16 protein-coding genes are annotated in these 13,880 nt (G+C 75.8%); 10 read left to right on the top strand and 6 right to left on the bottom strand.

The window, feature by feature from the left end; genetic code table 11:
• Position 1: 1 nt before the first annotated feature.
• Both GA0070606_RS31560 and GA0070606_RS31555 read right to left on the bottom strand, forming a co-directional pair.
• Positions 2-286, bottom strand: coding sequence for a hypothetical protein (locus GA0070606_RS31560; protein WP_091107026.1), 285 nt, complete (start codon positions 284-286; stop codon positions 2-4).
• Positions 287-472: 186 nt separating this feature from the next.
• A complete protein-coding gene (locus tag GA0070606_RS31555; protein ID WP_091107023.1) occupies positions 473-1,480 on the bottom strand; it encodes a helix-turn-helix transcriptional regulator in 1,008 nt (335 codons plus the stop codon).
• A 44-nt stretch (positions 1,481-1,524) separates the two neighbouring features.
• Here GA0070606_RS31555 and GA0070606_RS31550 point away from each other — a divergent pair, with 44 nt between their 5' ends.
• On the top strand, positions 1,525-2,004 hold the full coding sequence (locus tag GA0070606_RS31550; protein WP_091107022.1) for a hypothetical protein: 480 nt from the start codon (positions 1,525-1,527) through the stop codon (positions 2,002-2,004).
• The gene (locus tag GA0070606_RS31545; protein WP_091107020.1) at positions 2,004-2,465 is read left to right on the top strand and encodes a hypothetical protein; all 462 of its coding nucleotides are present in this window, start codon (positions 2,004-2,006) and stop codon (positions 2,463-2,465) included. Before GA0070606_RS31550 ends, GA0070606_RS31545 begins: the two co-directional genes overlap by 1 nt.
• Before the next feature lie 70 nt (positions 2,466-2,535).
• Here GA0070606_RS31545 and GA0070606_RS31540 read toward each other — a convergent pair whose 3' ends face one another.
• Entirely contained in the window at positions 2,536-3,198 is a 663-nt protein-coding gene (locus GA0070606_RS31540; protein WP_091107018.1) for a TetR/AcrR family transcriptional regulator, read from the bottom strand.
• Positions 3,199-3,310: 112 nt separating this feature from the next.
• Here GA0070606_RS31540 and GA0070606_RS31535 point away from each other — a divergent pair, with 112 nt between their 5' ends.
• The 3 genes from GA0070606_RS31535 to GA0070606_RS31525 are packed head-to-tail and all read left to right on the top strand — an operon-like array spanning position 3,311 to position 6,634.
• Entirely contained in the window at positions 3,311-4,795 is a 1,485-nt protein-coding gene (locus GA0070606_RS31535; protein WP_091107016.1) for a flavin-containing monooxygenase, read from the top strand.
• Complete coding sequence (locus tag GA0070606_RS31530; RefSeq protein WP_091107014.1) at positions 4,788-5,711, top strand: SDR family NAD(P)-dependent oxidoreductase; 924 nt, start codon at positions 4,788-4,790, stop codon at positions 5,709-5,711. The genes GA0070606_RS31535 and GA0070606_RS31530 overlap by 8 nt, the downstream gene beginning before the upstream one ends.
• Positions 5,708-6,634, top strand: a complete 927-nt coding sequence (locus tag GA0070606_RS31525; RefSeq protein WP_091107012.1) for an alpha/beta fold hydrolase — start codon at positions 5,708-5,710, stop codon at positions 6,632-6,634. The genes GA0070606_RS31530 and GA0070606_RS31525 overlap by 4 nt, the downstream gene beginning before the upstream one ends.
• Positions 6,635-6,717: 83 nt before the next feature.
• Here the strand turns inward: GA0070606_RS31525 and GA0070606_RS31520 are convergent, their stop codons facing one another.
• Complete coding sequence (locus GA0070606_RS31520) at positions 6,718-6,912, bottom strand: hypothetical protein (protein WP_141721479.1); 195 nt, start codon at positions 6,910-6,912, stop codon at positions 6,718-6,720.
• Between the two features lie 90 nt (positions 6,913-7,002).
• Here GA0070606_RS31520 and GA0070606_RS31515 point away from each other — a divergent pair, with 90 nt between their 5' ends.
• The 3 genes from GA0070606_RS31515 to GA0070606_RS31505 all read left to right on the top strand — a co-directional run bounded on the left by GA0070606_RS31515 (position 7,003) and on the right by GA0070606_RS31505 (position 10,182).
• The gene (locus tag GA0070606_RS31515) at positions 7,003-8,106 is read left to right on the top strand and encodes a CapA family protein (RefSeq protein ID WP_091094510.1); all 1,104 of its coding nucleotides are present in this window, start codon (positions 7,003-7,005) and stop codon (positions 8,104-8,106) included.
• 97 nt (positions 8,107-8,203) lie between these two features.
• A complete protein-coding gene (locus GA0070606_RS31510; RefSeq protein WP_091094509.1) occupies positions 8,204-8,881 on the top strand; it encodes a GntR family transcriptional regulator in 678 nt (225 codons plus the stop codon).
• Positions 8,878-10,182: an MFS transporter gene (locus GA0070606_RS31505; protein WP_245724505.1), complete on the top strand. Its 1,305-nt coding sequence runs from the start codon at positions 8,878-8,880 to the stop codon at positions 10,180-10,182. The genes GA0070606_RS31510 and GA0070606_RS31505 overlap by 4 nt, the downstream gene beginning before the upstream one ends.
• 126 nt (positions 10,183-10,308) lie before the next feature.
• Here the strand turns inward: GA0070606_RS31505 and GA0070606_RS31500 are convergent, their stop codons facing one another.
• Entirely contained in the window at positions 10,309-10,731 is a 423-nt protein-coding gene (locus GA0070606_RS31500) for a hypothetical protein (protein WP_091107009.1), read from the bottom strand.
• 188 nt (positions 10,732-10,919) lie between these two features.
• Between GA0070606_RS31500 and GA0070606_RS31495 the strand changes: the two genes are divergently transcribed.
• Positions 10,920-12,005, top strand: a complete 1,086-nt coding sequence (locus tag GA0070606_RS31495) for an S-(hydroxymethyl)mycothiol dehydrogenase (protein ID WP_091108473.1) — start codon at positions 10,920-10,922, stop codon at positions 12,003-12,005.
• Positions 12,005-12,634 carry an MBL fold metallo-hydrolase gene (locus GA0070606_RS31490; protein WP_091107006.1) on the top strand — a complete coding sequence of 210 codons (630 nt, stop codon included), beginning with the start codon at positions 12,005-12,007 and terminating at the stop codon, positions 12,632-12,634. The genes GA0070606_RS31495 and GA0070606_RS31490 overlap by 1 nt, the downstream gene beginning before the upstream one ends.
• 35 nt (positions 12,635-12,669) lie before the next feature.
• Here the strand turns inward: GA0070606_RS31490 and GA0070606_RS31485 are convergent, their stop codons facing one another.
• A complete protein-coding gene (locus GA0070606_RS31485; protein ID WP_091107004.1) occupies positions 12,670-13,611 on the bottom strand; it encodes a sensor histidine kinase in 942 nt (313 codons plus the stop codon).
• Positions 13,612-13,880: the final 269 nt, after the last annotated feature.

Here is a 13,880-nt window from a genome sequence, read left to right as displayed (position 1 = left end):
CTCAGCGCTCCCCGGCGCTCTCCGGCGGGGCCGACGACTCCGGTGGTGGGGCGAGGTGCCGTGCGACCTCGGCATGGAAGGCGTCGAACTGACCGGTCGACATCATCACCCGCACCTGGGCGCCGCGCGCCTGCAGTTCGGGGATCAGTTCCTCCGGCGCGTACGCCGAGATGCGGTAGCGGTCCCCGCCCAGTGCCGCGGCGCTCGGGTCGATCAGGTCGAGCCCCGCCACGCCGCGCAGCCCGCGCAGCACCTCGGCCGTGCCCTCGATCTGGATGAGCCCCACGATCGCCTCCCGGTCCGCTGACGCGGTGGTCGAAGCCTTCCCCTGCCCACTCAACGACCGCACCGACCGGCAGGCAATACGCCGAGTGGTCGGAGTGTCGCCGCAGGGTGTCGGATTGCCGTCGAGGCGGGGCCGGGCCGGGCTTTCCGGCGCGCCGACGTCGGGCCGCCGGGCGTGGACGGGCGGTCACGGCGGCGGCGGGGACACCTCGGGAACGGGGCGCGGGGCGTACAGGGCGGCGAGGTCGGCGGCGGTGGCGGCGAGCCGCTCGCGCAGCGCGGCCGGGGCCAGCACCTCCACGTCGGCGCCGAGCCGCAGCAGGTCGCCGTGGGCGTGGGTGAGCGACTCGATCGGGATGACGGCGGTCACCCAGCCGGCGTCGTCGGGCGGCCCGGCGGTCCGCTCGGCGGAGGCCGCCACCAGCTCGCTGGCGACCTCCCGCAGCCGTTCCCGGCCGCGCGGGGAGAGCCGGACGGTGGCGTCGTCGCGGTGCAGGTGGGCCCGGAACCGCGCCACGTGCTCGCGCCACCACGCGGGCAGGTCGAACCCGGCCGGCCGGGTGAACTCCTCGTCCGACGTGGTCAGCGACAGGACCTGGTTGACCCGGTAGGTGGCGGGCTCGTCGCGCCCGGGCCGGCCGGCGACCGCGTACCACCGGCCGCCCTTGAGGACCAGGCCGTAGGGCTCCAGCACCCGGTCGACCTCCCCGGCCCAGCTGCGGTAGCGCACCGCGATCCGCCGCTGCCGCCAGACCGCCTCGGCCACGTCGGGCAGGTGCGGCGAGGTGTCGCCGTCGGCGTACCAGTTGGGGGTGTCCAGGTGGAAGCGTTCCTGGATCCGTGCGGCGCGGTCGGCCAGCTCGGGTGGCAGGGCGGCGTGCAGCTTGAGCTGGAGCGCGGCCACGGCCGCCCCGTAGCCCAGCTCGGCGGCGGGCCCGGGCAGGCCGGCGAGGAAGAGCCGCTCCGCCTCCTGCGCGGTCAGCCCGGTCAGCCGCGTCCGCCAGCCCTCGACGAGCCGGTAGCCGCCCGCGTGCCCGGCCTCGCCGTAGAGCGGGATGCCGGCGGTGTGCAGTGCCTCGACGTCGCGGTAGACGGTGCGGGTGGACACCTCCAGCCGCTCGGCGAGCTGCGCGGCGGTCATCCGCCCGTGCGCCTGGAGCAGCATCAGCAGGGAGATGAGTCGACTGGCCCGCACTTCGCTGACACTAGCTGTCAGGGGAGCGTCCGTACCGTCCCGGCATGGCATTTCACGACAAGGAACTGCGGGTGCCGGGGCCTCTCACGGTCGCCGGCCGGCAACTCAAGCGCTACCACGTCGACCAGCCGCAGCGGCGGATCGCCCCGGAGGTGGAGCGGGCCGCGTACGTGGTGCTGCCCCGCCTGCTGCCGGACCGCGCCGGCGACGACACCCCGGCGGCCGGCTGGGTCGTGCTGCACCGGGGCGCCGACACGGGGGCGTACCTGCTGGCGTACAGCTGGGTCTGGGACAACGTCGTCGAGATCCGGATCGCGGCGGCCGGCCAGCCCGCCCTGGACTGCCCGGACGACGACCCGACGCGCTTCGTGGAGCTGAACCGCCCGTGGGCGGGCTGCGTCTGGGAGCTGGCCGTGCTGGAGCATGAGCGGGCGGCCTGGGCCCGGCACGTGCTGGCCCCGCAGCGCCCGGACCTGGCCGGCTGGCTCGCCGACACCCGCCCCGAGGGGCCGGTGGGACGCTGATGGGCGACTTCGACTTCCTCGTCGGCACCTGGGACGTGACCAACCGACGCCTGCGCGAGCGGCACGTCGGCAGCGACGACTGGGACGAGTTCCCCGGGGTCTCCGTGGCCGGCACCTTCTTCGGCGGCGCCGGCAGCTTCGACGAGATCACCTTTCCGACGCGGGGCTTCTCCGGCGCCACCGTGCGGATCTTCGACCCGGCGGCCGGCACCTGGTCGATCTACTGGATGAACAGCCGGCGTGGCGTGCTGGAGCTGCCGCCGGTGGTGGGCCGGTTCGTCGACGGGACCGGCACGTTCTTCGCCGACGACGTCGACGAGGGCCGCCCGGTGCGGTGCCGGTTCGTCTGGACCGCGATCACCCCCACGTCGTGCCGCTGGGAACAGGCGTTCTCCACCGACGGGGAGCGCACCTGGGAGACCAACTGGGTCATGGAGTTCAGCCGGGCGCCGGCCGGCTGACCGGGCCGCCGAAGCCGATCGGGCCGGCTGACCGGGCCGCCGAAGCCGGCCGGGCCCGGCCGACGGCGGGTCACGCCGGCGGGGGAGCGGTGCTGCGGTAGATCGCCGCCAGCCAGACGTCGAGCAGCACGTCGACCACGTCCCGCTCGGCCACGGCCGGCCCGTCGCCGGCGAACGTGGCGTACCAGACGCGCTCGTTCATCGAGTTCAGCGCGATGGCCAGGTCGCGGGCCGGCACGCCGTCGGGGGCCGCGCCCCGGCGGCGCTCGGCCTCGACGGCCGTCTCGATGGCGTGCACCCAGCGTTCCAGGACGCTCGCCCAGAGCCGGCGCACCTCGGCGTTGGTGCCGCGCACCTGGGCACAGGCCAGCACCACCGCCCGGTGCGCGCCGAACGTCTCGTGGAACCGGTGGATCAGCTCCCGCCACCGCGCCCGCGGGTCCTCGGCCAGCCGCTCCAGCACGTCCCCGGCCGCGGCGTCGGCCTCCTCGGTGACCCGGTCGAGCAGCGTCAGCAGCACCGCGTCCTTCGACGGGAAGTAGAAGTAGAAGGTGGGCCGGGAGATGCCGGCGCCGCGCGCCAGGTCGTCGACCGAGATGTCGGCGACGGCCCGCTGCCGCAGGAGCCGCTCGGCGGTGGCGAGGATGGCCAGCTCACGTTCGTCCCCGGCCGAGCGCCCCGCGCGCCGTCCGCGGGCGGTGGCGTTCCCGGCGGCCGTACGGGCCTGCGTCATGGCCGGTGACTCTACACCGGATCGACACCCTGTCGATGGCACTCGACAGGGTGTTGACTGGCGTCGACGGCCGTGGATAGTGTCCGGTGTCACACGGCGGACGGGAGGCGGGATGGCGACCGACCATGTCGACGTGCTCATCGTCGGCGCCGGCCTGTCCGGCATCGGCGCCGCCTGCCACCTGCGCCGCGAGTGTCCGGAGAAGACGTACGCGGTGCTGGAGGCCCGCGACGCGATCGCCGGCACCTGGGACCTGTTCCGCTACCCCGGCGTCCGGTCCGACTCCGACATGTTCACCCTCGGCTACTCGTTCCGGCCGTGGACGGACCCGAAGGCCATCGCCGACGGCGACGCCATCCGCGACTACGTCCGCCGCACCGCCCGGGAATACGGCGTCACCGACCACATCCGCTTCCGGCACCGCGTCGTGCGCGCCGAGTGGGACAGCGAGCGGGCCCGCTGGACGGTGCGCGCCCACCGCGACGACACCGGCGAGACGGTCGAGCTGACCTGCTCGTTCCTGTTCACCTGCTCGGGCTACTACCGCTACGACGCCGGCCACACCCCGCGGTTTCCCGGCACGGAGCGGTACGCCGGGCGGATCGTGCACCCGCAGCACTGGCCCGAGGACCTCGACCACACCGGCAAGCGGGTGGTGGTGATCGGCAGCGGCGCCACCGCGGTGACCCTGGTGCCGGCGATGGCCGAGCGGGCGGCCCACGTCACCATGCTCCAGCGTTCGCCCACGTACGTCCTGGCGCTGCCGTCGCGCGACGTACTCGCCGACGCGCTGCGGCGCTGGCTGCCGGCGAAGGCCGCGTATCCGGTCGTGCGCTGGAAGAACGTCCTGCTCGGCACCGCCAACTTCCAGCTCAGCCGGCGCGCCCCCGCCCTGGTCAAGCGCCTGCTGCTGCGCGCCGTGCGGGGTCGGCTGCCGGCCGGCTACGACGTCGACCGGCACTTCTCGCCCCGCTACGACCCCTGGGACCAGCGGCTGTGCGTGGTGCCCGACGGCGACCTGTTCACGGCGTTGCGGACGGGCCGGGCGTCGGTGGTCACCGACACCGTCGACACCTTCACCGAGAACGGCATCCGGCTCGCCTCCGGCGCGGAGCTGGCGGCGGACGTCGTGGTCACCGCCACCGGGCTCAACCTGCTCGCCCTCGGCGGCATGACCCTGACCGTGGACGGCGCCGAGGTCGACCTGGCCGGCACCGTCGCCTACAAGGGCATGATGCTCTCCGGGGTGCCGAACTTCGCGATGACCATCGGCTACACCAACGCCTCGTGGACGCTCAAGGCCGACCTGGTCGCCGGCTACGTCTGCCGGCTGCTGCGCCACCTCGACCGCACCGGCCGGCAGGTCGTCACCCCGCTTCCGCCGCCCGACGGCGAGCTGTCGCCGATCATCGACCTGACCGCCGGGTACGTGCTGCGCAGCGTCGACGCGCTGCCCAAGCAGGGTGCGCGGGCGCCCTGGCGGCTGCACCAGAACTATCCCCGGGACGTGCTGCTGATGCGGCACGGCCGACTCAGCGACGAAGGCGTGCGGTTCTCCCACGCCGGCACACCGGAAAGGAGGACCGTCCGTGCGTAGGTTCGTCTTCACGGGCGGCACGGCCGTCGTCACGGGCGCGGCCAGCGGGATCGGCGAGGCCCTCGCCCACGGGCTGGCCCGCCGGGGCAGCGACCTGGTGCTGCTCGACCGGGACGCGGGGCGGCTCGACGCCGTCGTGGCGGCCGTCCGCGCCGCGCACCCCGACCGGCAGCTCACCACCTACCTGGACGACCTGGCCGACGCCGCCGCCACCGCGCGGGTGGCCGAGGAGCTGCGGCAGCGGCACCCGGCGGTCCGGCTGCTGGTCAACAACGCCGGGGTGGCCCTGGGCGGCCGGTTCGACCAGGTGACCCTCGACGAGTTCAGCTGGGTCGTCGACGTCAACTTCCGGGCCGTGGTGCAGCTGACCCACGCGCTGCTGCCCACCCTGCGGGCGGAGCCCGGCGCGCACCTGGTCAACGTCTCCAGCCTCTTCGGGATAATCGCCCCGGCGGGCCAGACCGCCTACTCGGCCAGCAAGTTCGCCGTCCGGGGCTTCACCGAGGCGCTGCGCCAGGAACTGGCCGAGGACGGGATCGGGGTGACGTCGGTGCATCCGGGCGGCATCCGCACCCGCATCGCGCAGAACGCACGCGTGGGCAGCGGCGTCTCCCACCAGGAGTTCGAGACCGGCCGCCGGCAGTTCGAGAAGCTGCTCACGATCGACCCCGCCAGGGCCGCCGAGGTGATCCTGCGCGGGGTGGAGCGCCGCCGGGGCCGGGTGCTGATCGGCTGGTCGGCGAAGCTGCCCGACCTGCTGGCCCGGGTGGCGCCGGCGGCGTACCCCCGGATCCTCGCCTTCGGGCTCAACCGGATGGCGGGCGGCCCCGCCCGCCGCGCCACGGCCGCGCCGCCCCCGACGCAACGGCAACCCGAGCCCGCCCCCGCGGCCGACCCGGCCGGGGAGCCGGCGTGACCGCCCCGGCCGCGCACCGGCCCCGGCACGTCACCGTCGACGGCCGGCGGGTGTGCCACCGCGTCGACGGCGACGGGCCGCCGGTGGTGCTGCTGCACGGCATCGGTCGCAGCCTGCGTGACTTCACCGAGCTGCACGAGCGGCTCGCCGACCGGTTCCGGGTGCACAGCGTCGACCTGCCCGGCCACGGCGGGTCGCTGCCGATGGCCCGGCCGCACACCCTGCCGGCCCTGGCGGAGTTCGTCGGCCGCTACCTCGACGTCGTCGGCGTCGACCGCCCGGCGCACCTGGTTGGCAACTCCCTCGGCGGGGCGGTCGCCATGCGCCTCGCGGCGTCCGAGCCGGGCCGGGTCGCCACCCTGACGCTGGTCAACAGCGCCGGCTTCGGCCGGGAGGTGACCATGGCGCTCCGGCTGCTCGCGCTGCGTCCGCTGGGCCGGCTGATGCTGCGGCCCAGCCGGTGGGCCGCCCGCCGCGTCGTGCTGTCGCTCTTCCACGACCCGGCCTTCGCCACCGCCGACCGCGTCGCGCACGCGCTGGAGATCGCCCGCCTGCCCTACACGGCCCGGGTGATGCTGGAGACCGCCCACCACCTCGGCACCTTCCGGGGCGTCAGCCCACAGTGGCGGGAGGACCTGCTGGGCGAGGTGGAACGCCTCGACATCCCCACCTTCGTCGTCTGGGGCGACAGGGACCTCATCCTCCCGGCGACGCACCTGGACGCCGCCCGGGCCCGCCTGCCCAGTGCCCGCACCCACCTGTTCCGCGACTGCGGGCACATGCCGCAGATCGAGTGCGCCGACGAGTTCCACCGCATGCTCGTCGACTTCTGGTCGACGGCGGGGGCCGCCGCCGGCGACGCGTCGGCGGACGGCGGCGCCGGGCCCGCCGCGACCCGGCCGGCGGTAGCGGAGGCCGGTTGACGGTCGGCCCGTTCGACGGTCGGCCCGTGCCGGGCGGGCGGGTCCCGTCCGCCCCGGCAGCCGGCCCGCCGGCCCCACCCGGGTCACCTCGTGGCGCTGAGCGCCTCCGCCCAGAGCCGCGCCCGCCGGTCCCGCCCGGCGGGCGGCGGCAGGTGGTGGGCGACCACCCGCTCGGCGTAGTCGGAGCCGTTGTCCACCACGATCACCCGGCCGGCGTGCCGGCCCGGCGTCTCCAGCAGCTGGTCCCGCCGGTTGCGGGTCGCCACCATAACCGTCATGGCGGCGCTGCTACCCGAACCGGGCCGCCCACGCCCCGACGGGCCACCGTTTTCAGGTGAGTGGGCGGCCCGACGGGGAAAGCGCCCCGCATGCCCGACCTGGCGCTCTTCCTCGGCGGCGACGTGATGACCGGCCGGGGCGTGGACGCGATCCTGCCCGCACCGGGCCCGTCCGAGCTGCGCGAGCCGGCCGTCCGGGACGCGCGCGGCTACGTCGACCTGGCCGAGGCCGCCGCCGGCCCCGTCCCGCGCCCCGCGCCGGCGCACTGGCCGTGGGGCGAGGCGCTCGACCTGCTCGACGCGCTGCGCCCCGACGTGCGGGTGGTCAACCTGGAGACCGCGGTGACCGGCCAGGGCGAGCACGCCCCGGCCAAGGCCGTCCACTACCGGATGCACCCGGGGAACCTGCCCTGCCTCACCGCGGCCCGGCTGGACGTCTGCGCGCTGGCGAACAACCACAGCCTCGACTTCGGGCCGGTCGGGCTCGCCGACACCCTCGACGCGCTGGCCGGCGCCGGCATCGCCACCGCCGGCGCCGGGCGGGACGCCGGGTCGGCCTGGGAGCCCGCCCGGGTGCCTCTCGCAGGCGGCCGCCGCCTGCTGGTCTGGTCGGTCGCCGCGCCGTCCAGCGGCGTGCCCCCGGCCTGGGCGGCCGCCGCCGACGCGCCGGGGGTGGCGTACCTGCCGGAGGTGTCGGCCGCGTCGGCGGACGCGCTGGCCGGGCGGATCGCCGCCGTGGCCGGGCCCGGCGACCGGGTCCTGGTCTCCGTGCACTGGGGCTCCAACTGGGGGTACGAGGTGCCGCCCGGGCACGTCGACTTCGCCCACCGGCTGGTCGACGCCGGCGTGGACGTGGTGCACGGCCACTCGTCGCACCACCCGCGCCCGGTCGAGGTCCACCGCGACCGCCTGATCCTCTACGGCTGCGGCGATCTGGTCGACGACTACGAGGGGATCGGCGGGCAGGAGTCGTACCGGCCCGAGCTGCGGCTGCTCTGGTTGCCCGTCCTCGACGCGGCGACCGGGGCGCTGCGGCGGCTGCGCGCGGCCCCGGTGCGGATGCGCCGGATGCGGCTGGAGCGGGCCGCGCCGGGGGAGGCCCGCTGGCTGGCCGACCTGCTGGGCGGCTTCGGCCCGCCGTTCGCCGCCGCCGGCGTCGACCCCGACGGGCTGCTGACCCTCCGCCCGCGCTGACGTCGCCGGGGCCACCCGGGCCCAGCGCCGGCGTGGCGCGCGCCACCGCCGGCCGGGGCGACGAACAGCCACCACGCCGGAAACGCATCATAGATACATGACGCATCCCTCCTCGCCGGGCCGGGCCACCGCCGGCCGGACGACCGCGCCGTCGGCCGCCGACCGCGCCTACCGCCACCTCAAGCGGGCGATCCTGGAGCAGATCCACCCGGGCGGGTCGCTGGTGACCGAGGGGGAGATCGCCGAGGCCACCGGGGTGTCCCGCACCCCGGTACGCGAGGCGCTGCTGCGCCTGGAGGCCGAAGGGCTCGTCAAGCTCTACCCCAAGCGGGGCGCGCTGATCCGCCCGGTCTCCGCCCGCGAGGTCACCGACGTGATCGAGGCACGGCGGCTGGTCGAGCTGCACGCGGCCGAGCGGGTCTGGCCCCGGCGGCGGGAGCTGCGGGACCACCTCGCCGCCCGGCTGGCCGAGATGCGCGCCGCGCACGCCGCCGGCGACCTGACCGCGCTGATGGAGGCCGACCGGGCGTTCCACGCCACAGTGGTCGACGCGGCCGGCAACGAGATCCTCGCCGAGCTGTACCAGCGGCTGCGCGACCGGCAACTGCGGATGGGAGAGGCCAGCTTCCGGCTCTCGCCCGGCTGGGCCGAGACCGCGCTGGCCGAGCACGCCGACCAGCTGGCCGCGCTCGACTCCGACGACCCGCGGCGCTGGCTCGCCGCCGTCGCCGCGCACATCGACAAGGCCGCGCACGTGCTGCGGGCGCTGCGGTGAGCGTGCTCAGCGTTCCGGCGCCCGCCCCGGTCGCGCCGCGCCGGGCCGCCGCGCTGGTCTGGGGCGTGGCGGTGAGCGCGTACGTGGCCGCGGTGTTCCACCGCAGCTCGCTCGGCGTCACCGGCGTCGACGCGGCGGACCGCTTCCAGATCAACGCCTCGGTGCTGGCCACCTTCTCCGTCGCCCAGCTCGCCGTGTACGCGCTGATGCAGGTGCCGGTCGGCGTGCTGCTCGACCGGTTCGGCTCCCGCCGGCTGCTCGTCGCCGGCGGCGTGCTGATGGTCGCCGGCCAGCTCTGCTTCGCCCTCGCCACCGACGTGCGCCTCGCCATCGCCGCCCGCGTCCTGGTCGGGCTCGGCGACGCGATGACCTTCATCAGCGTGCTGCGGATCGTCGCGTTCTGGTTCCCAGGGCGGCGCAACCCGCTGATGACCCAGCTCACCGGGACGTTCGGCCAGTTGGGGGCGATCCTCGGCGCCGTGCCGCTGGTGGCGTTGCTGCACCGCGCGGGCTGGACCCCCGCCTTCCTCACCGCCGCGGCGGTGGGGGCGACGGTGGTGCTGACGGTCGTCGTGGTCGTCCGGGACACCCCGCACCGGGAGACCGCGACCGGTCCGGCGCCCCGCCTCGCCGTCGTCGGCCGGGAGCTGCGCGCCGCCTGGGCGCAGCCGGGCACCCGGCTGGGGCTGTGGACGCACTTCGTGACCCAGTTCTCCGGCGCGGTGTTCGCCCTGCTCTGGGGATACCCCTTCCTGGTCCAGGGGCAGGGGCTGAGCCCGACGGCCGCCGCGTCGCTGCTCACCCTGATGACCGTGGCGACCTTCCTGTCGGGGCCGGTGGTCGCCCACCTGTGCGCCCGGTACCCGTTCCACCGGTCGGTGCTGGTCTTCGCCGTCACCGGCGCCACCGCCGCGGTCTGGGCCGTCGTGCTGGCGTGGCCGGGACGGTCACCGGGCTGGCTGCTCGTCGCGCTGGTGCTGGCGCTCGCGCTCAACGGCCCCGGCTCCATGATCGGATTCGACTACGCGCGCACCGCCAACCCGGTCCACCGGATCGGCAGCGCCACCGGCGTCGTCAACGTCGGCGGCTTCGTGGCCGCGATCCTGCTGGTGCTGGCCGTCGGCGTCGTGCTCGACCTGGCCACGCCGGCCGGTCGGGCCGCCCCCGACCTGGCCGCCTTCCGCTGGGCCTTCGCCGTCCAGTACGCCCTCTGGGCGCTCGGCACGGTGCAGGTCCTGCGCTACCGCAACGCCACCCGGCGGGCGGCGGCGGCGCGCGAGCGTACCCCCGATCCGCGCTGAACCCCGGCCCGCCGCCCCCGCGCGACGGACCCGGCCGGCGCGCCGCGCACCCGCCCGCCGCCACGAGGTGCCGGCGGGCGGCGACAACGACCCGACCGGCGTGTCAGGCGCGGCCCGGCGCTGGCGTCAGCAGCCCCAGCGGCGGCGGTGGGTCAGGTCGTCCAGCACCAGGGTCAGGCCGGCCCCGAGCAGCCACACGTCCTTGGCCAGGCCGGTGCCCTGCTGGGTGGGCTTCAGGCTGCCCGGCTCCCGCATCCCCGGCGTCCTGAGGTAGAGCTGCACCAGCCCCGCGCCGAAGGCGGACAGCCCCAGGCCCACCAGCGCCGACGGCACGAACGGCGCGAGCAGCGCGGCGCCCAGGGCGATCTCCGCCCGGGAGAGCAGCCGGGCGAACCGGTCGGGCTCGAGCTGGCCGAGCTGGGGGACCGCGCCCACGGCCATGGCGTGCATGCCCTGCGCCGCCTCCCCCTCCAGGCTCCGCTTGCCCAGGCCTGAGTTGAGGATGAACGCGCCGACGCTGACCCGCAGCGGCAGATGGCTGAACTTCATGGCGCTCTCCCGTCCGACTGTCGAACCGTGCCCCCGCCTACCCCGCGTGGGCGGCGCCAACCGCCGCGAGCGGTGCTGGGACGTGCGGGACGATCGGCGGTAGGTTCGCCGGGGACGTCAGCGACGGTGCCGCGGCAGCGCACCCGACGACGGCGGCGCGACGCGCCGGCGTGGAGCAGGAGGAGACCGTGAGCCAGCAGGTCCGGGGAGTCATCTCCCGCAGCAAGGGCGCGCCGGTCGAGGTGACCACGATCGTGGTGCCCGACCCCGGGCCGGGCGAGGCGGTCGTGCGGATCCAGTCGTGCGGGGTCTGCCACACCGACCTGCACTACCGGGAGGGCGGCATCAACGACGACTACCCCTTCCTGCTCGGGCACGAGGCCGCCGGCATCGTCGAGCAGGTCGGCGCCGGCGTCGACTCGGTCGCGCCGGGCGACTTCGTGGTGCTCAACTGGCGGGCGGTCTGCGGGGTGTGCCGCGCCTGCCGGCGGGGCCGCCCCTGGTACTGCTTCGCCACCCACAACGCGGCCAACAAGATGACCCTCACCGACGGCACGGAGTTGGCCCCGGCCCTGGGCATCGGCGCCTTCGCCGAGAAGACGCTGGTGCACGCCGGCCAGTGCACGAAGGTGGACCCGGCCGCCCGCCCCGCCGCCGTCGGGCTGCTCGGCTGCGGCGTGATGGCCGGTCTCGGCGCGGCGATGAACACCGGCGGCGTCACCCGGGGCGACTCCGTGGCCGTGATCGGCTGCGGCGGCGTCGGGGACGCGGCCGTCGCCGGCGCGGTGCTGGCCGGCGCGACGACGATCGTCGCGGTGGACACCGACCCCCGCAAGCTCGACTGGGCGCGGAAGTTCGGCGCCACCCACACGGTCAACGCCCGCGAGGACGACCCGGTCGAGGCGATCCGCGCCGCCACCGGCGGCTTCGGCGCCGACGTGGTGATCGACGCGGTCGGTCGGCCCGAGACCTGGAAGCAGGCGTTCTACGCCCGCGACCTGGCCGGCACGGTGGTGCTGGTGGGCGTGCCGACGCCGGAGATGACCGTCGAGGTGCCGCTGCTGGACGTCTTCGGTCGCGGCGGCTCGCTCAAGTCCAGCTGGTACGGCGACTGCCTGCCCAGCCGCGACTTCCCGATGCTGACCGAGCTCTACCTGCAGGGCCGGCTCGACCTGGACGCCTTCGTCACCGAGGAGATCGCGCTGGACCAGGTGGAGGAGGCGTTCGCCCGGATGCACCGCGGCGACGTGCTCCGCTCGGTGGTGGTCTTCTGATGGCGGCCCGCGTCGACCACGCCGTCACCTCCGGCACGTTCTCCCTCGACGGGCAGACCTTCCACGTCGACAACAACGTCTGGGTGGTCGGCGACGACACCGAGTGCGTCGTCGTCGACGCCCCGCACGACGTCGACGCGATTCTGGCCGCCGTCGGCGACCGGCGGGTACGGGCCATCCTCGCCACCCACGCCCACGACGACCACGTGCGGGTGGCCCCCGCACTGGCGCGGGCCACCGGCGCGCCGGTGCTGCTGCATCCCGCCGACCGGGTGCTGTGGGACATGGTGCACCCCGACGAGGCGCCCGGCGGCGACCTGCGGGACGGGCAGGACGTGGAGGTCGCCGGAATCACGCTCACCGTCCTGCACACCCCCGGGCACAGCCCCGGCGCGTGCAGCTTCCACGCGCCGGCGCTCGGCGCGGTCTTCACCGGTGACACCCTCTTCGCGGGCGGGCCGGGCGCCACCGGGCGCTCGTACAGCGACTTCGGCACGATCGTCGCCTCCATCCGGGACCGGCTGCTCACCCTTGCGGCGCAGACGGTGGTGCACACCGGGCACGGCGACAGCACGACGATCGGCGCGGAGGCCCCGCACCTGGACGAGTGGCTGGCCCGAGGGCACTGAGAGGGCTCGGCCCGGCGGGGAAGGGGCGGCGCCGGTCAGCCGGGGCGACGCATGTGCAGGCGCACCGTCGTCCCGGCGGCGGTGCTGTGCACCCGGACCAGGTCGCACAGCGCCTGCACGATCACCAGGCCGCGCCCGCCGACACCGTCGGCCGCCGGGGTCAACCGGCCGGCGAGCGGGTCGGCCAGCCAGCCGTCGTCACGAATCTCGCAGACCAGGTGCTCGGCGGTGCGCCACACCCGCAGCACGCCGCCGCCGCCGGCGTGCGCGACGCTGTTCGTGGCCAGCTCGGTCACGGCGATCTGCAGGTCGTCCACCCGGTCCTCGTCCAGCCCGGCGACCTGGCCGTGGCCGGCGACGAACGCGCGCACCGCGGGCAGCGTCTCGAACCGGTAGGCCAGCGCCGCGACGGGCTCCGCCGGCGCCGGCAGCGGAAGGTTGTAGCGGGCGACCACGTCCGCCGGCGCGTAGGCCGGGCTGGGCCGTCGCCCGGCGTCGTCGACCAGCACCGGATGCGTCGCGTACGCGTCGGCGAGGACGTCGTCGTCGAGGCCCGCCACGTCGTACGGGCACAGGATGGTGGCCTCGCGCCCGGCGAACGCCATGTTGATCAGTGCCTCGTGCTGGGCGCAGGCCGGATACTCGGTGTCGCTGCGCCCGGCCCAGATCGGCTCGCCGATGATCCGTACCCGCCGCCCGGCATGGCGGTCGATGAACGCCTGCAACACCCACGGGATGATCCGGCCCGGGTTGCGCCCGGCCTCGCCCATGTCCGCCCACCGCACCCCGTCGGCGTCGCCGACCGCGTCGCGGACCAGTCCCAGGTTCGCGCCGGGCATGGCGACCAGCACCGGTTCCCCGGCGGTGAGCCCACCGGTGACGAACGGCACCGTGCCCGCCAGCAGTTCGTCCGGGTCGCGGTAGAAGAGGCCCTCGTGCACGAACGCGTCGGCCGCCCCGTTCGGCCCGGGGGTCATCCCGGTCGCCCGGGGAGGAAGACGGTGCGCCGGACCGCAGTGGTCGGGCGACGCGCGACCGGGGCACGGCCGGCCCGCACCGAACGCGGACCGACGGGCTGAAGCCGCGCCGCACCCCGGGCGACAGCCGGCCGCACCGCCACGACCCGTGGACGAACGGCGCGGACGGCGGACCGACCGCGTCGGGCGGCGGACACGACGGAACAGCCGACGCCATCCAGGGCGTCGGCCTCGTCACGGGCCCAGCAGAGGCGATCGCCCGGCATCCC

Source organism: Micromonospora citrea (assembly GCF_900090315.1).
GTDB classification, from domain to species: domain Bacteria; phylum Actinomycetota; class Actinomycetes; order Mycobacteriales; family Micromonosporaceae; genus Micromonospora; species Micromonospora citrea.
This window is presented reverse-complemented; position numbering and strand designations above follow the sequence as displayed.